The organism is Ancylobacter tetraedralis, from assembly GCF_014195655.1.
Classification (GTDB): Bacteria; Pseudomonadota; Alphaproteobacteria; order Rhizobiales; family Xanthobacteraceae; genus Ancylobacter; species Ancylobacter tetraedralis.
Genome location: NZ_JACICD010000001.1, coordinates 695,733 through 710,440, shown reverse-complemented (window position 1 = coordinate 710,440; position 14,708 = coordinate 695,733). Strand labels below are relative to the sequence as shown.

The window sequence follows — 14,708 nt, the reverse complement described above, 5'->3', positions numbered from 1 at the left end:
CATGCAACATCCGATCCGGACGCGCGGCCCCTTCCTTCGCGCCGCGCCTTACGCTGCGTTCCATGACATGAACCCGTCTTCCGCCCTGCGCCGCGGCATCCTGCTGATGATCGCGGGCTCCTCGATTTTCGCGACCAACGACGCCTTCTCCAAGCTCGCGCTGGCGCATATTCCGCCGACGCAGGTGCTGGCGATACGCGGCGCCATGGCGGGCCTGTTCCTGCTCGCCCTGCTGGCGCACAAGGGCAAGTTGGCCAGCCTGCGCTTCGCGCTCGACAGCCGCGTGCTGCTGCGCTCCACCGCCGAGGCCTTCGTGGCGGTGCTGTTCATCACCGCCATCACCACGATGTCGATCGGCGATGCCGCGGCGATCATCCAGATCGCCCCGCTCATCACCATGGCGGCAGCCGTGCTGCTGTTCGGCACGCGCATCGAGCTGCGCGAATGGGTGGCGGTGCTGGTCGGCTTCGCCGGCGTGGTGCTCATCGTCAAGCCCGGAAGCTCGGCCTTCGATGCCATGGCGCTACTGCCGATCGGCTCGGCCGTGCTGCTCACCTTCCGCGACTTCGTCACCCAGCGGATCGGCGCGCATGTGCCCATCCTCGTCGTCACCTTCGCCACCGCCATGGTCGGCATGCTGCTCGGCTTCGGCGGCAGCCTGATGCAAGACTGGCGGCCGCTCGACCTGATGACGCTGGCCTGGCTGCTCGGCGGCAGCCTCACGCTGATCTGCGGACACATGCTGACCATCGCCGCGTTCCGCGGCAACGACGCCGCGGTGATCTCGCCCTTCCGCTACGCCGCGGTGGTGTGCTCGGTGGCACTGAGCGCCGCGGTGTTCAATGAGATGCCCGACCTCGTCTCGATCGGCGGCATGGCGCTGATCACGGCCGCGGGGCTCTATGCGATGCACCGCCACCGCCCCTCCCCCGCGCCGGTGGCCAGCGCGCTGCCCGAGGCGCCGGCCAAGCCGGTCTGACCAAGCCGGTCTGAACCGCGCGCCAGCGCCCGCCCTCACCCGCGCTTGCCTATCCGCGCGTGCGGGCGCGGATCATGTAGCCGTCATAGGGATATTCGCCGACCTGCCACCACAGGTATTCCTCGTTGCGGAAGGCGAGCATCGATTCATAGATGGTCTTGAAATCGGCATTCCTCGCCGAAATCTCCGCCATCAGCGCGATGTTCTCCTTGTAGGAGGCGTCCATGACCTCGGTCGGGAACGGCCGGAGCTGGGCGCCGGCGGCGACCAGACGACGCAGCGCGGCGGGGTTGCGCGCGTCGTATTTCGCCAGCATGTCGGCATTGGCATAGGCGCTCGCGGCCTCGAAGGCGGCCTGATAGGGCTTGGGCAGCGACCGCCAGGCCGGCAGGTTGACGATGAAATGGATGGTCGGGCCACCCTCCCACCAGCCGGGATAATAGTAATAGGGCGCGACGCGGTTGAAGCCGAGCTTCTCGTCGTCCACCGGGCCGACGAACTCGGCGGCATCGATCGTGCCCTTTTCCAGCGCCGGATAGATGTCGCCGCCAGCCAGGTTCTGCGGCACCAGCCCGAGGCGCGAGAGCACCTGCCCGGCCATGCCGGGGATGCGCATCTTCAGGCCCTTGATATCGGCCAGTGTCTTGATTTCCTTGCGGAACCAGCCGCCCATCTGCGCGCCCGTGTTGCCGCCGGCAAAGCCGATGACGTTGCTCTTGGCGAGGAAGGCGTTCTGCAGTTCCAGGCCGCCGCCATGATAGAGCCACGCCGTCTGCTGGCGCGCATTGAGGCCGAAGGGCAGCGTGGTGAAGGGCGCGAAGGCCGGATCCTTGCCGATATAGTAATAGAGCGCGGTCTGCGCGAGCTCGACGGTGCGGTTCTGCACCGCGTCCAGCGCCTGCAGGCCGGGCACGATCTCGCCCGGCGCGAAGACGTCGATGGTGAAGCGCCCATCGGTCGCCTCGCCCACATATTTCGACAGCAGCACCGCCGCGCCGTAGATGGTGTCGAGCGATTTCGGGTAGCTCGACGACAGGCGCCAGCGGATCTGCGGGGCGGTCTGGGCAATGGCGGGGGCGGCCAGCGCGACGCCGGCGGCGGCCGTCGCCAGCCCCGCGCCGCGCAGCAGGACGCGGCGTTCGATATGGCGGGTCATGGTTGCTTCCTTGGAGAGACGACGCCCATCACCCGCGCGAGCGGGCGCGGATCATGTAGCCGTCATAGGGATATTCGCCGACCTGCCACCACAGATATTCCTCGTTGCGGAAGGCGATCAGCGCGTCGATCACCTTCTTGAACTCGGCATTCTTGGCGCTCAATTCGGCGTAAAGCTCGTTGGTCGCGGTCCACGAGGCGTCGAGGAAGCTCTGCGGGAACGGGCGCAGCTGCGCGCCGGCACCCACCAGCCGGCGCAGCGCCGCCGGGTTGCGCGCGTCGTATTTCGCCAGCATGTCGGCATTGGCATAGGCGGTGGCCGCCTCGAAGATCGCCTGGTAAGGCCGGGGCAGCTCGTTCCATTTGCCGCGGTTGACCACGACATTCATGGTCGGCCCGCCATCCCACCAGCCGGGATAGTAGTAATAGGGCGCCACCTTCACGAAGCCGAGCTTCTCGTCGTCATAAGGCCCGACCCATTCGCAGGCGTCGATCGTGCCCTTCTCCAGCGCGGCATAGATATCGCCGGGGGCGATCTGCTGCGGCACCACGCCGAGCTTGGCCACGACCTGCCCGGCAATGCCGCCGATGCGGAACTTGAGCCCCTTGAAGTCGGAAAGGTCCTTCACCTCCTTGCGGAACCAGCCACCCATCTGGGTGCCGGTATTGCCGCCGAGGAAGCCCACCAGATTGTACTTGACGAGGAACGCGTCCTGCAGCTCGCGCCCGCCGCCATGGTAGTACCAGGCATTCTGCTGGCGGGCATTGAGCCCGAACGGCATGGTGGTGAAGCAGGCGAAGGTCGGATCCTTGCCGGTATAGTAATAGAGCGGGGTCTGGGCCACTTCGACCGTGCCGTTCTGCACCGCGTCGAGCGCCTGCAGCCCGGGGACGATCTCGCCGGCCGCGAAATTCTGAATCACGAAGCGCCCGTCGGTGGCCTCGCTCACATATTTCGACACCAGCTCGTTGGCACCGAATATCGCGTCCAGCACCTTGGGCACGCTGGAGGTGAGCCGCCACTGCACCTTGGGCGCGCTCTGGGCGATGGCGGGGGCGGCGACCGCGGAGGCGGCAAGGCCGAGCCCGGCGGAGCGAATGAGGTCACGACGTTTCATGCAGAATGTCCTGCCACAGGCCGCCCGATCCGCGCAACACCGCCCCCGTTCACGTCATCGCGGACGAGACCGGCGGGCCGCGCCCGGGAGGGCAGCGATGCAAAGGCGGACGCCGCCCCGGCCCTGCGCCAGGCAGCGACCGGGACGGCGTCCGGTGGGGCGACGGCGTTCCGCGTTCAGACGTCGGCCGCCGGTCGTCAGCCGCGCGGGCGGGTGCGGATCTGGAAGCTGTCGAACGTGTACTCGGCCACCTGCCACCACAGGTATTCCTCGTTGCGGAAGGCCTGCATGGCGTCGATCGCCTTCTTGAAATCCGGGTTTTTGGCCGAGATTTCCGCCCACAGCTCGTTGGTCGCCTTCAGACAGGCTTCCATGACATCGGTGGGATAGGGGCGCAGCTGCGTGCCGTTCGCCACCAGCCGCTTGATGGCCGGCGGGTTCTGCACGTCGTAGCGCGCCTGCATGATGGTGTTGGCATAGGTGGTCGCCGCCACCAGGGCCGCCTGGTAGTTCTTCGGCAGCGAATTGAACTTCTCGAGATTGGCGAAGGCGTGAATGGTCGGGCCACCTTCCCACCAGCCGGGATAGTAGTAGAACTTGGCCACCTTGTAGAAGCCGAGCTTCTCGTCGTCATAGGGGCCGACCCACTCGGCGCCGTCGATGGTGCCCTTCTCCAGCGCCGGATAGATATCGCCACCGGCGATCTGCTGCGGCACGACGCCGAGCTTCGCCATGACCTGCCCGGCAATGCCGCCGATGCGCATCTTCAGGCCGTTGAGGTCGGCGGGGGTCTTGATTTCCTTGGAGAACCAGCCGCCCATCTGCGTACCGGTATTGCCGCAGGGCAGGCCGAAGACGTTATATTTCTTGTAGAATTCGTTGAACAGCTCGTTGCCGCCATTCTGGTAGAGCCAGGCGTTCTGCATCCGCGCGTTCAGGCCGAACGGCACCGACGCCGCGATGGCGAAGGTCGGATCCTTGCCGACGAAATAATACGAGACGGTGTGGCACATCTCGACCGTGTTGTTCTGCACGGCGTCGAGCACCTGCAGGCCCGGCACCAGCTCACCGGCCGCGAAAACCTGGATCTGGAACTTGCCGTCCGTCAGCTCCGAAACCATCTTCGCCATCACTTCGGCACCGCCATAGATGGTGTCGAGCGATTTCGGGAAGCTGGAGGCGAGGCGCCACTTGATCTCGGGGGCGGACTGGGCAATAGCCGGCGCGGCAAGGGCTGTCGCCGCGACGCCCGTGCCGGCGGCGGCCAAAAACTGACGGCGCTTCATTCGTCTCTCCTGGTGGGGTTCCTCTCGGCGCGGTTGGGCATTTGCGCACCTCCGCACACGAATTGATTGTTCTTGAACTAGAGTTACGCCACGCCTTGCCGCTGCGCAACGGCGAGCCGCTTTCGCCTTAAGTTGAGTATCGCGATCACTGCCGGCTATTCAATTGCCGCGGTCCGTCGCGCCGGTAGCGTCATCGCCGCGACACCGGCCACCACGCAGACCAGTCCGATCCAGGCCGTGCCGCTCAGGCTCTCGCCCAACACCAGAACACCGATGGCAACGCCGATCGGCACGCGAAGATAGGCCTGCGCGGTGGTGCCGACCGAGCCCAGCGTGTCGATCAGCCGGAAATAGATCACGAAGGCCAGCGCGGTCGAGAATACCGACAGCGCCAGCAGCGCGAGGACGGAGGCGAGCGAGGGCGCCAGTGTCCACGGCCGATCGACGATCAGGCTTGCCGGCAGCAGGATCGCCGCGCCGCAGACGAGAGACCCCGCCGCCGGCAGGATGGGGTGGAGCCCGCGGAAGTTGCGCCCGAAGATCGCCGCGCCGGCATAGCAGACGGTGGCGAGCACGATGGCGAGTTGCGCCCACACTTCGCGCCCCACACCCTGCAGCGCCGGCACCCCGACCACGAGGCAGATCCCGGCCAGGCCCACGGCCACGCCAAACATCTTGGCGCCCGTCACCGGCTCGTGGCGGGTGATGAGCGCGGTCATCAGGAAGGCAAAGATCGGCGTCATCGAATTGAGGATCGCCGCGAGGCCGGCCTCCGTGGAGGTCTCGGCCCAGGCGATCAGCGTGAAGGGAACGACACTGTTGAGGCCGGCCTGAAACAGGAAACGCCGCCAGATCGGCGCGCCCCTCGGCAGCGCCAGTCCCCGACACCCCATGACGGCGAGCAGCACCGCCCCGGCGATCAGGGTGCGCGCTGCGATCAGCGTCACCGGCGGGATGGTCTCCACGCCGATCTTGATGAAGGTGTAGGACGCTCCCCACAGGGTGGAGAGAACCAGCAGCAGCAAGAGGTTCTTGGCGAGGGCGGGATCGAGGGTCTTCATGCGGGCATCCGGCGGTTCACGGGAGGCCCGCCGTCTAGCCCCTCCCCGCCCGCGAATGCTTCGGCGACGGCCGAACCATGAGCCGATGACGGGGGCCCGCGCCGCCGCTAACCTGCCGCCATGACCAACATCGCCTCCAACATCGCTTCCAACATCGCCTCCGCCAACGCCATCGCGCAGGTCGCCGCCCTCATGGGCGATGTCGCCCGCGCCAACATGCTCGCCGCCCTCATGGGCGGGCAGGCGCTGGCGGCGGGCGAACTCGCCAGCCATGCGGGGGTGAGCGCGCAGACCGCGAGCGGGCACCTCGCGCGGCTCTTGGATGCCGAACTCATCGCGGTGGAGAAACAGGGGCGGCACCGCTATTATCGGCTCGCCTCGACGCAGATCGCCGATCTGCTGGAGGCGCTGATGGCGGTGGCCGCCGCCGGCCCGAAGCGCCACCGCCCGCCGGGCCCGAAGGACGAGGCGCTGCGGCTGGCGCGCACCTGCTACGATCACATGGCCGGCCGGCTCGGCATCGCGCTGGCGGATGCCCTCACCCGCCGCGACCATATCGTGCTGGCGAATGGCCCCGGCCTCGTCACCGAGGGCGGCCGTGCCTTCCTGTGCGATGTCGGCATCGACCTCGCGGGCGCCTCAAAACGCCCGCTCTGCCGCACCTGCCTCGACTGGAGCGAGCGCCGGCCCCATCTCGCCGGCCATCTCGGCGCGGCGCTGCTGGGCAATGCGCTGGCGCGCGGCTGGGTGCGCCGCACGACCGGCAGCCGCGCGCTCGCTATCACGCCGGCGGGCCATCGCGGCTTCACCGATATGTTCGGCCTGCCGCAGGACTGGGCCCGCCCGAGCGCCTGAAAAGGCCGGCTCAGGCCGCGACGGGCTCCATCAGCGTGATGATGCACGGCTGGCGCTGGTGCGCATTGATCAGCGGCACCAGCCGGGTGAAGTGTTCCGTGCGGCAATGCGCGTCCAGCGCCGCGCGATCGGGCCATTCCTCGACGAAGACGAAATGGCCCGGGTCCTTCTGATCGATGAACAGATCGTAGGCGAGGCAGCGCGCCTCCTGCCGGGTCTTTTCCACCAGTTCGCGATAGAGCGGCAGGACGAGGTCGATGCTCTCGACCCGCATGAAATCCTGGGCGATCACTTTCAGCACGCGCGCGCCTCAGCTTTCCATCACGATGCGCGGCGCGGCGCGGGCGCCGGCGCGGCGGGCGGCGAGCGCCTCGCGCACGCCCTGGGCGATGTTGCGGTAGATCTGCGCTTCCGGACTATCCGGCGCGGTCGCCACGATCGGGCGGCCGGCGTCCGAGGTCTCGCGGATCGCCATCTGCAGCGGCACCTCGCCGAGGAAGGGCACGCCGAGGCGCTGCGCCTCATGGCGCGCGCCGCCATGGCCGAAAATATCCGAGCGCGTGCCGCAATGCGGGCACATGAAATAGCTCATGTTCTCGACCACGCCGAGCACCGGCACGTTCACCTTCTGGAACATGGCGATGCCGCGCCGCGCGTCGATCAGCGCGAGGTCCTGCGGAGTGGAGACGATGACCGCGCCGGCCAGCGGCACCTGCTGCGCCATGGTGAGCTGCGCGTCGCCCGTGCCCGGCGGCATGTCGACGACGAGGATGTCGAGGGGCGCCCAGTTCACTTCCTTGAGCAGCTGGCTGATGGCGGACATCACCATCGGCCCGCGCCAGATCATCGGCGTCTCTTCCTCGACGAGGAAGCCGATGGACATGACCTTGAGGCCCCAGGACTGCAGCGGCTGCAGCATGCGGCCATCCACGTCGGGCTTGCCCTTGAGGCCCATCAGGCGCGGCACGGAGGGGCCGTAAATGTCGGCATCGAGCAGACCGACCTTGAGGCCGAGCGACGACAGGCCGAGCGCGAGATTGGCCGCCAGCGTGGACTTGCCGACGCCGCCCTTGCCGGACGCCACGGCGATGATGGCGCCGACGCCCGGAAGGCCGGGGGTTTCCTTCTGCGGATCGGCGGGCGGCTGCGCGTGGGAATGGCCAGCATGTGAATGGCCCGCGTGAGAGTGCCCCCCGCCCTGCCCCGAGACGCGCACGGGCTGGGTGGAGCTGCCGCCCACGGGCGCCGCGCCACCCTTGCGCTCGGCGGTCAGCGCCACCAGCGCCGAGGTCACGCCAGGCGTGCCGCGCACGGTGCGCTCCACCGCCGCGCGCACCGGCTCCCAGGCCTGCGCCTCGCCGGCATCGACGGTGATGGACATGTAGACCTTGCCGTCCGACACGAGGATGTCCGACAGCGCACCCGTCTGCGTCACGGGCTGGCCGTTGGGCGCGGAAATCTGCGCCAGCCGGGCACGAACCTCATCTGCGGTTACCGCCATGATCGTCACGCTCCTTCCATGTCGTTCCCCGCGGTGAGACACCAGAGCGCCCACAGCGTCAACCCATCGATGCACATCGGCCGATCAGTTGTGCGTATGGCGGGAACACGACGCCATGCGGCGCAGTTTCCTGCTTAATTCTCCATCATTCGCGATTATGATCGTTATTGCATCGGCGGCGTTGCGCAGGGGCCGGCAAAAGTGCCAGCATTGCGCGAGCCGGAACAAAAACACAGCCGGCGCAGGCCCCGCCTTCCAGCGGGAGCACAATGGCAGAGGGGAACAGCATGAGCCTCGTCACCCGTTTCGCGGCGGTTTGTTCCGTCGTCGCGCCCGCCTCCGGCGGCGCGCCGGCCGGGCCCGTGCATCTGCCCTCCCGCGTCGACTGACGTTCCGCGCGCCGTTCCGGGCCAAGGCTTCCGGAATGGCGCTCCCGTCCCACGTCAACGGCCACCGGCCGCTTGCGGAGCGCCTTCCTCCCGATGCTGGATCTCCTGCGCCTGCTCTCCTTCGGCCCGAATGGCTGGGGCGATGAAATCGCCAGCGGCGCCCTGCTGACCGTCGAACTCGCCCTCGCGACTCTGCCCTTCGGCTTCGCGCTCGGTCTCGCCGTGGCGCTGGCCAAGGATTCGCGCTCTCGGGCGCTGCGGGCCGCGGCGGATACCTTCACCACCGTGTTTCGCGGCCTGCCCGAACTGCTCACGCTGTTCATCGTCTATTATGGCGGGCAGATGCTGTTCTCGCGCATCGCCAGCCATTTCGTCGAGGGAGCGACCATCGAGGTCAATCAGTTCCTCGCCGGCGTCGCGGCGCTGGGGCTGGTGCTGGCGGCCTTCTCCAGCGAGGTGTTCCTCGCCGCACTGCGCGCCGTGCCCCGCGGCCAGAAGGAGGCGGCGGCGGCGCTCGGCCTGTCGCGGTTCAATGCCTTCCGTCTCGTGGTGTTTCCCCAGCTCTGGCGCGTCGCCCTGCCCGGCCTGTCCAACAACTGGATGGTGCTGATGAAGGACACCTCGCTGGTCTCCGTCATCGCCATCAACGACCTGATGCGCCAGACCGCCATCGCGGTGGGCGTCACCAAGCAGCCCTTCTTCTTCTATCTCGTCGCCTGCCTCATCTATCTCCTCTTCTCCATCGCCTCCAGCCTCGTGCTGACGAGAGCCGAAAAGCGGGCGAATCGCGGGCTGACGCGCGCGGGAGGCAAGGCATGATCATGAACCTTCTTGCCCAGGCCGGCGACGGTTTCCTCTGGCTGATGGGCGTCATCGGCCTGAATGCCGACCTGATGGATCGCTACGGGCTGCGCTTTCTCGGCGGCATCTGGGTGACGCTGCAACTGGTCTTCCTCTCGGTGGGGATCGGCGCGGTGCTGTCCCTGCCGCTCGCCATCGCGCGCATCGAGGGCGGCAAGGTCGCCCGGTCGGTATCCTTCGGCTATTCCTATTTCTTCCGCGGCACGCCGCTGCTGGCGCAGACCTTCCTCATCTATTACGGCGCCGGCCAGTTCCGCGAGGCGCTGACCGATATCGGGCTGTGGTGGTTCTTCCGCGACGCGTTCAACTGCGCGGTGTTCACCTTCACGCTCAACACCGCCGCCTATCAGTGCGAGATCCTGCGCGGCGGCATCCAGAGCCTGCCGGTCGGCCAGACCGAGGGCGGCAAGGCGATGGGGCTCACGCGCTACCAGATCTACCGCACCATCCTCCTGCCGCAGGCCTATGCGGTGGGCCTGCGCCCGCTCGGCAACGAACTGATCCTGATGATCAAGTCCAGCGCCATCGCCTCGGTCGTGACGGTGTACGACCTGATGGGCGTCACCCGCCTCGCCTTCTCGCGCTCCTACGACATGGAGGTCTATCTCTGGGCAGCCGCGCTCTACCTCCTGATGGTGGAAATCGTACGCCGGGTGTGGAACCTGCTGGAACGCCGGCTGAACCGGCATCAGTTGCTCTCGCGTTGAGGGGGCTGCCCGAGAAGGCGCGCCACTTCGGCCCGCAGCACCGGCAGCAGTTCCGCCTCGAACCAGGGGTGACGCTTCAGCCAGCCCGTGTTGCGCCAGGAAGGATGCGGCAGCGCCAGCACGCGGGTCTCGCCTGACGCGGCCCAGATCTCCCGCCAGCGCGCCACCCGCTCGGTGAGCCCGCCGCCGGCGAAGCGCTCCAGCCCGAGGCGCCGGAGATGATAGGCCTGCGCGTTCGCGCCCACCGCCACCACGAGGTCGAAGGGCGGGCGCGCGGCGAACAGCCGGTCATGCCAGAGGCGCGCGCATTCCTTGCGCGGCGGCAGGTCGCCGCCCTTGGCGTCCTGCCCGGGAAAGCAGAAGCCCATGGCTGCGACGGCGATCCGGTCGGCATCGTAGAACGTGGCCCGGTCGACGCCGAGCCACGCGCGCAGCCGCTCGCCCGACGCATCGTTGAAGGACAGGCCCGACGCATGCACCTTTGTGCCCGGCGCCTGTCCGGCGATCAGGATGCGCGCCCTCGCCCCCATATGCAGCACCGGGTGCGGCTCATGCGGCAGCGGCCGGCCGAGCGGATGCTCGACGCAGGCCCGGCAGGCGCGGATCTGCGCGAGGAGCGCGTCGAGTGTTTCCGTGGGGGGCGAGGCGGGCATTCGCGTTAGATAGGCGCGACACCGGCGCGGCGAAAGCGGTTCACGACGGCGGGCGCGGATGGGCGGCGCGCCAGTCGGCCGGCAGGTCGAACGGGCCAGACCAGATGCCGCGCCCGGCATTGCGGGCGGCGGACTGCTCGCGCCGATAGGACAGGCCGGTCGCCACCGCCCAGCCCTGCTCCACGAGGCGGGCGGCGATATCCTGCCCCTCCACCTCGCAGACGGAGACGGCGCGGGCATAGCGGTCCTCGTCCACCGGGCGGCAGCTGACATTGCCGCCCTTGAGCAGCGCCACGAGCGCGGCCTTCGCCTTCTCGCCGCAGGGCCAGATCTCGCCGGCCCGACCGCAGGACTGGTGCAGTTCCGGCGCATCGATGCCGCCCAGCCGCACGCGCTCGCCCGCCACTTCCAGGCTATCGCCATCCGCCACCCGCACCGACCCGGTGAGCGGCGGCACGAGGCGCTCGACGACAAGCGCAACCACCACCAGCGCCGCGGCGAAGAGGATGGAATGCCACGTGCTCGGGCGCCAGCCGCCGCGCGGGCGTCGATAAAGCCGGGGCAAGGCTCAGGCGTCCGATACGCCGGCTTCCGCGAAGGTCGCCATGCCGGCGTGGCAGGCCAGCGCCGACTTGACGACGCCGATCGCCAGCGCCGCGCCGGAGCCCTCGCCCAGCCGCATGCCGAGATCGAGCAGCGGGACGAGGCCGAGTTGCTCCAGCACGCGGCGATGCGCCGGCTCGGCCGAGACATGGCCGGCGAGGCAATGGTCGAGCGCGCTCGGGTCCATCGCCTTGAGCACGGCGGCGGCGGCAGTGACGACATAGCCGTCCAGCACCACCGGCACGCGCTGCAGGCGCGCGGCGAGGATGGCGCCGGCCATGGCGGCGATCTCGCGCCCGCCGAGCTTGCGCAGCACCTCCAGCGGGTCATCGAGATGCCCGCGCGAACGTTCCACCGCCGCGCGCACCGCCTCGATCTTGCGCGCCAGCGTCTCGCCGGTGGAGCCGGTGCCCGGACCCACCCATTCGGCCGCCTCGCCGCCATAGAGGCCGTGGAAGATGGCGGCGGCAACCGTCGTGTTGCCGATGCCCATCTCGCCCAGGCACAGCAGGTCCGGCTCACCGGCCAGCGCCTCCATGCCGAACGCCATGGTGGCGGCGCATTCCGCCTCGGTCAGCGCGTCCGCCTCGACGATGTCGGGAGTGGGCAGATCCAGCGCGAGGTCGAACACCCTGAGGCCCGCGCCGAACACGCCGCAGATCTGGTTCACCGCCGCCTTGCCCGCCGTGAAGGTGGCAACCATCTGCTTGGTCACCTCGGAGGGATACGGCGACACGCCGCGCCCGGCCACGCCATGGGTCGCCGCGAACACCGCCACGGTCGGCCGGTTCACCGCCGGGATCTCCCGGCCCTGCCAGCCCGCGATGTGGATGGCGATCTCCTCCAGCCGCCCGAGCGCGCCGGGCGGCTTCACCAGCCTGTCCTGGCGCGCCCGCGCCGCGGCGCGGGCGGCTTCATCCGGGCCGGGCATCTGCGCGACGAGGTTGCGGATGTCGTCGAAGGGCAGGCCGGTGGCGGAGCGCAGCATGGAAGCCTCGTTCGTGATGCGGAACCGGCGCGGGGGATCGCGTCGGGCGCGGCGGCGGGGTAGACCCTCGCACATGCACGCGCAACCCCCCAAACCGGACGACACGCCTCCCGAAGCGTCAACCGAGCGCCCCAACCCTCCCCTGTTCGACGCGCCGTTTCGCGCCCGGCTCGACACGCTGTTCGCCTGGCGGCGGGATGTGCGGCATTTCCAGCGCACGCCACTGGCGACGGGCGAGGTGGAGGCGCTGCTCGCGCTGGCCATGCAGGCGCCCAGCGTCGGCCTCAGCCAGCCCTGGCGCTTCGTCCGGGTCGGCGCGCCGAAGCGGCGCGCGGCGGTGCGTGCCATCTTCACCGCCTGCAACGCTGAGGCACTGGCGGCCCAGCCCGCGAGCCGCGCGGCGCTCTATGCCCGGCTCAAGCTCGCCGGGCTCGATGACGCGCCCGAGCATCTCGCGGTCTTCGTCGAACCCGATCCGCGCGAAGGCCATGGCCTCGGCCGCGCCACCATGCCGGAAACGCTCGCCTATTCCGCCGTGATGGCGATCCACACGCTGTGGCTGGCGGCGGCGGCGCGCGGCATCGGGGTGGGCTGGGTGTCGATCCTCGATCCCCCGGCCGTGGCGACGGCGCTCGACGTGCCCGCCCAATGGCGGCTGGTCGGCTATCTCTGCATCGGCTATCCCTGCGAGCCGTCCGACGTGCCCGAACTGGAGCGCGCCGGCTGGGAGCACCGGCGGCCGCTGGCCGATGTCCTGCTGGAGCGCTGAAGGAAGCCCGCCCACCATGCCCATTCCCATGCTCGGCCCGGGACTCGGACAGATGTTGCGCGACACGCCCGGCGACGTGCCGGCGGCGCTGCGCTTCCTCTCGCGGCTGCCCATCCCGCCCCTGCCCTTCGAGCGGCCGTGGGATGAGGGGCGCGAACTCGGCCAGATGGCGCCGGCCTTCGCGGTGGCCGGTGCGCTGATCGCGCTGATCGGCGCCCTCGTCTTCACCCTCGCGGCCGCGCTCGGCCTCGGCGCCTTTCTCGCCGCCACGCTGACGCTGGCCGCGCTGATGATGGTGACCGGCGGCTTTCACGAGGATGGCCTGGCCGATACGGCCGATGCGCTGGGCGGCACGACGCGGACGCGGCGGCTGGAGATCATGAAGGACAGCCGGATCGGCAGCTTCGGCGTGCTGGCGCTGGTTGTGAGCTTCGCGCTGCGCGCCGGCACGCTGCAGGCGCTGGCGCAGCACGGCGTGCCGGCGGTGGCCGGGGCGCTGGTGGCGGCGCTGTCGCTTTCGCGGGTCGGGGCGCTGGCCATGCTCGCCGCTCTGCCCCCGGCGCGGGCGGAAGGCCTGTCGCGCCGCGCCGGGCGCCCGGCGGGCATGGCGCTCGCCGTGGGGCTGGCGGTGGCCTTCGCGATCGCCGCCGTGGCGGTTGTCCCCAGCCTTGGCGCGGGGGCCCTGCTCGGCGGCCTTCTCCTTGCGGCAGCGGGGTTTTTCGCCCTCGTCCGCCTTGCCCGCGCCCAATTCGGCGGGCAAACGGGAGATGTCGCCGGTGCGGCAGTGCTGGTGGTCGAGATTGCCTTCCTGACGGGTCTGCTTATCCTCTCCCGGCATCCCTAAGCGTACCGATTCCGATGCCGATGACGGTCTCAACTCCCTGTATCTCGATCTGCACGCTCGATGTGAGCGGACGGCAGTGCCTCGGCTGTGGCCGGACGCTGGCGGAAATCGGCGCCTGGAGCGGCATGACCGAAGCCGAGCGGCGCGCGATCATGGCCCGCCTCGCCGGCCGCCCCACCGCGGAGAGCGACCGATGAACGCCGACCGCCTGTTGTGGACCGTCATCCTCGGGCTGGCGAGCGGCATCGGCCTGCTCGTCTGGGCCTCGCAATATGGCGCCGTGGCCGGCCTCGACATGGGAGACCTCGTCCATGCGGTGGGCTATGGCTCGCTGGCGCTGGTGCTCGGCGCCGTCACCTTCACGGTGCTGACCGGCCGAATCGGTGAATTGCTGCGCGCCGCCATCCTGTGGGGGGTCATCTTCGCCTTCCTCGCCACCGGCTATACCTACCGCTTCGAGATCCACGCCGCCGCCTATCGCGTGCTGGCCGAGCTGGCGCCGGGCTATGCGGTGCCGCTGGCCAAGGACGGCACCCCCGCGGTGGAGGTGGCGCGCGCGCGCGACGGCGATTTCAACGTGCGGGTGGAGATCAACGGCAACCGCATTCCCATGCTGGTGGATACCGGTGCCTCCAGCATGGTGCTGACGCCCGAGGACGCGGTGGCGGTGGGCCTGCCGATCGAGTTCCTGCAATATGACATCCCGATCGACACCGCGAACGGGCGCGGGCGCGCCGCCGCCGTGGTGCTCGACAAGGTGGAGATCGCCGGCAGCATTGCCGAGCGCAAGGTGCCCGCGCTGATCGCCAGCCCCGGCTCGCTCAAGCACAGCCTGCTCGGCATGAGCTTCCTCTCGCGGCTCGGCAGCTTCGAGATCCGCGGCGAGAAGCTGGTGATGCGGGCGAAGGTCGGCTCGCCCTGAGGGAGCGCCGGCGGTGC

17 protein-coding genes are annotated in these 14,708 nt (G+C 69.3%); 8 read left to right on the top strand and 9 right to left on the bottom strand.

Annotated features, from left to right (window positions below; translation table 11 throughout):
* The first annotated feature begins 67 nt into the window (after positions 1-67).
* Entirely contained in the window at positions 68-979 is a 912-nt protein-coding gene (locus tag FHS55_RS03260) for a DMT family transporter (protein ID WP_183188218.1), read from the top strand.
* 49 nt (positions 980-1,028) lie between these two features.
* Here the strand turns inward: FHS55_RS03260 and FHS55_RS03255 are convergent, their stop codons facing one another.
* From FHS55_RS03255 to FHS55_RS03240, 4 genes are all read right to left on the bottom strand, one after another.
* Positions 1,029-2,123, bottom strand: a complete 1,095-nt coding sequence (locus FHS55_RS03255) for a TRAP transporter substrate-binding protein DctP (protein WP_183188622.1) — start codon at positions 2,121-2,123, stop codon at positions 1,029-1,031.
* Between the two features lie 40 nt (positions 2,124-2,163).
* Positions 2,164-3,252 (bottom strand): TRAP transporter substrate-binding protein, encoded by a 1,089-nt coding sequence (locus FHS55_RS03250; protein WP_183188217.1) that lies wholly within the window; start codon positions 3,250-3,252, stop codon positions 2,164-2,166.
* Positions 3,253-3,449: 197 nt separating this feature from the next.
* Positions 3,450-4,538 (bottom strand): TRAP transporter substrate-binding protein, encoded by a 1,089-nt coding sequence (locus FHS55_RS03245; RefSeq protein ID WP_183188216.1) that lies wholly within the window; start codon positions 4,536-4,538, stop codon positions 3,450-3,452.
* 155 nt (positions 4,539-4,693) lie between these two features.
* Positions 4,694-5,599: a DMT family transporter gene (locus FHS55_RS03240; protein WP_183188215.1), complete on the bottom strand. Its 906-nt coding sequence runs from the start codon at positions 5,597-5,599 to the stop codon at positions 4,694-4,696.
* A 120-nt stretch (positions 5,600-5,719) separates the two neighbouring features.
* Here FHS55_RS03240 and FHS55_RS03235 point away from each other — a divergent pair, with 120 nt between their 5' ends.
* Complete coding sequence (locus FHS55_RS03235; protein ID WP_183188214.1) at positions 5,720-6,454, top strand: ArsR/SmtB family transcription factor; 735 nt, start codon at positions 5,720-5,722, stop codon at positions 6,452-6,454.
* A gap of 10 nt (positions 6,455-6,464) precedes the next feature.
* On the opposite strand, the gene FHS55_RS03230 is transcribed toward FHS55_RS03235, so the two are convergent.
* Both FHS55_RS03230 and FHS55_RS03225 read right to left on the bottom strand, forming a co-directional pair.
* On the bottom strand, positions 6,465-6,755 hold the full coding sequence (locus tag FHS55_RS03230) for an antibiotic biosynthesis monooxygenase (RefSeq protein ID WP_183188213.1): 291 nt from the start codon (positions 6,753-6,755) through the stop codon (positions 6,465-6,467).
* Between the two features lie 9 nt (positions 6,756-6,764).
* A complete protein-coding gene (locus tag FHS55_RS03225; RefSeq protein ID WP_183188212.1) occupies positions 6,765-7,955 on the bottom strand; it encodes an Mrp/NBP35 family ATP-binding protein in 1,191 nt (396 codons plus the stop codon).
* Positions 7,956-8,437: 482 nt separating this feature from the next.
* Here FHS55_RS03225 and FHS55_RS03220 point away from each other — a divergent pair, with 482 nt between their 5' ends.
* Entirely contained in the window at positions 8,438-9,163 is a 726-nt protein-coding gene (locus FHS55_RS03220) for an ABC transporter permease (RefSeq protein WP_183188211.1), read from the top strand.
* A 2-nt stretch (positions 9,164-9,165) separates the two neighbouring features.
* On the top strand, positions 9,166-9,912 hold the full coding sequence (locus tag FHS55_RS03215; RefSeq protein WP_183188621.1) for an ABC transporter permease: 747 nt from the start codon (positions 9,166-9,168) through the stop codon (positions 9,910-9,912).
* Here FHS55_RS03215 and FHS55_RS03210 read toward each other — a convergent pair.
* The 3 genes from FHS55_RS03210 to cobT are packed head-to-tail and all read right to left on the bottom strand — an operon-like array spanning position 9,894 to position 12,156.
* The gene (locus FHS55_RS03210; protein WP_183188210.1) at positions 9,894-10,565 is read right to left on the bottom strand and encodes a uracil-DNA glycosylase family protein; all 672 of its coding nucleotides are present in this window, start codon (positions 10,563-10,565) and stop codon (positions 9,894-9,896) included. The two genes, FHS55_RS03215 and FHS55_RS03210, sit on opposite strands and share 19 nt — an antisense overlap.
* Before the next feature lie 40 nt (positions 10,566-10,605).
* Entirely contained in the window at positions 10,606-11,130 is a 525-nt protein-coding gene (locus FHS55_RS03205; protein WP_183188209.1) for a thermonuclease family protein, read from the bottom strand.
* Between the two features lie 3 nt (positions 11,131-11,133).
* Positions 11,134-12,156 (bottom strand): nicotinate-nucleotide--dimethylbenzimidazole phosphoribosyltransferase, encoded by a 1,023-nt coding sequence (gene cobT, locus FHS55_RS03200; RefSeq protein ID WP_183188208.1) that lies wholly within the window; start codon positions 12,154-12,156, stop codon positions 11,134-11,136.
* 73 nt (positions 12,157-12,229) lie between these two features.
* Here cobT and bluB point away from each other — a divergent pair, with 73 nt between their 5' ends.
* The 4 genes from bluB to FHS55_RS03180 are packed head-to-tail and all read left to right on the top strand — an operon-like array spanning position 12,230 to position 14,691.
* Positions 12,230-12,925, top strand: a complete 696-nt coding sequence (bluB, locus tag FHS55_RS03195) for a 5,6-dimethylbenzimidazole synthase (RefSeq protein WP_183188207.1) — start codon at positions 12,230-12,232, stop codon at positions 12,923-12,925.
* A 16-nt stretch (positions 12,926-12,941) separates the two neighbouring features.
* A complete protein-coding gene (cobS, locus tag FHS55_RS03190; RefSeq protein ID WP_246339782.1) occupies positions 12,942-13,769 on the top strand; it encodes an adenosylcobinamide-GDP ribazoletransferase in 828 nt (275 codons plus the stop codon).
* 20 nt (positions 13,770-13,789) lie between these two features.
* A complete protein-coding gene (locus FHS55_RS03185) occupies positions 13,790-13,966 on the top strand; it encodes a DUF1289 domain-containing protein (RefSeq protein WP_246339781.1) in 177 nt (58 codons plus the stop codon).
* On the top strand, positions 13,963-14,691 hold the full coding sequence (locus tag FHS55_RS03180) for a TIGR02281 family clan AA aspartic protease (protein ID WP_183188205.1): 729 nt from the start codon (positions 13,963-13,965) through the stop codon (positions 14,689-14,691). The genes FHS55_RS03185 and FHS55_RS03180 overlap by 4 nt, the downstream gene beginning before the upstream one ends.
* Positions 14,692-14,708 lie beyond the last annotated feature (17 nt).

Excerpts from the sequence above, each read along its gene's own strand:
- FHS55_RS03215 (WP_183188621.1), top strand. The coding sequence starts at position 9,166 with ATGAACCTTCTTGCCCAGGCCGGCGACGGTTTCCTCTGGCTGATGGGC.
- FHS55_RS03185 (WP_246339781.1), top strand. The coding sequence starts at position 13,790 with ATGACGGTCTCAACTCCCTGTATCTCGATCTGCACGCTCGATGTGAGC.
- FHS55_RS03250 (WP_183188217.1), bottom strand. The coding sequence starts at position 3,252 with ATGAAACGTCGTGACCTCATTCGCTCCGCCGGGCTCGGCCTTGCCGCC.
- FHS55_RS03235 (WP_183188214.1), top strand. The coding sequence starts at position 5,720 with ATGACCAACATCGCCTCCAACATCGCTTCCAACATCGCCTCCGCCAAC.
- cobS (WP_246339782.1), top strand. The coding sequence starts at position 12,942 with ATGCCCATTCCCATGCTCGGCCCGGGACTCGGACAGATGTTGCGCGAC.
- FHS55_RS03260 (WP_183188218.1), top strand. The coding sequence starts at position 68 with ATGAACCCGTCTTCCGCCCTGCGCCGCGGCATCCTGCTGATGATCGCG.
- FHS55_RS03220 (WP_183188211.1), top strand. The coding sequence starts at position 8,438 with ATGCTGGATCTCCTGCGCCTGCTCTCCTTCGGCCCGAATGGCTGGGGC.
- bluB (WP_183188207.1), top strand. The coding sequence starts at position 12,230 with ATGCACGCGCAACCCCCCAAACCGGACGACACGCCTCCCGAAGCGTCA.
- FHS55_RS03210 (WP_183188210.1), bottom strand. The coding sequence starts at position 10,565 with ATGCCCGCCTCGCCCCCCACGGAAACACTCGACGCGCTCCTCGCGCAG.
- cobT (WP_183188208.1), bottom strand. The coding sequence starts at position 12,156 with ATGCTGCGCTCCGCCACCGGCCTGCCCTTCGACGACATCCGCAACCTC.
- FHS55_RS03245 (WP_183188216.1), bottom strand. The coding sequence starts at position 4,538 with ATGAAGCGCCGTCAGTTTTTGGCCGCCGCCGGCACGGGCGTCGCGGCG.
- FHS55_RS03225 (WP_183188212.1), bottom strand. The coding sequence starts at position 7,955 with ATGGCGGTAACCGCAGATGAGGTTCGTGCCCGGCTGGCGCAGATTTCC.
- FHS55_RS03180 (WP_183188205.1), top strand. The coding sequence starts at position 13,963 with ATGAACGCCGACCGCCTGTTGTGGACCGTCATCCTCGGGCTGGCGAGC.
- FHS55_RS03240 (WP_183188215.1), bottom strand. The coding sequence starts at position 5,599 with ATGAAGACCCTCGATCCCGCCCTCGCCAAGAACCTCTTGCTGCTGCTG.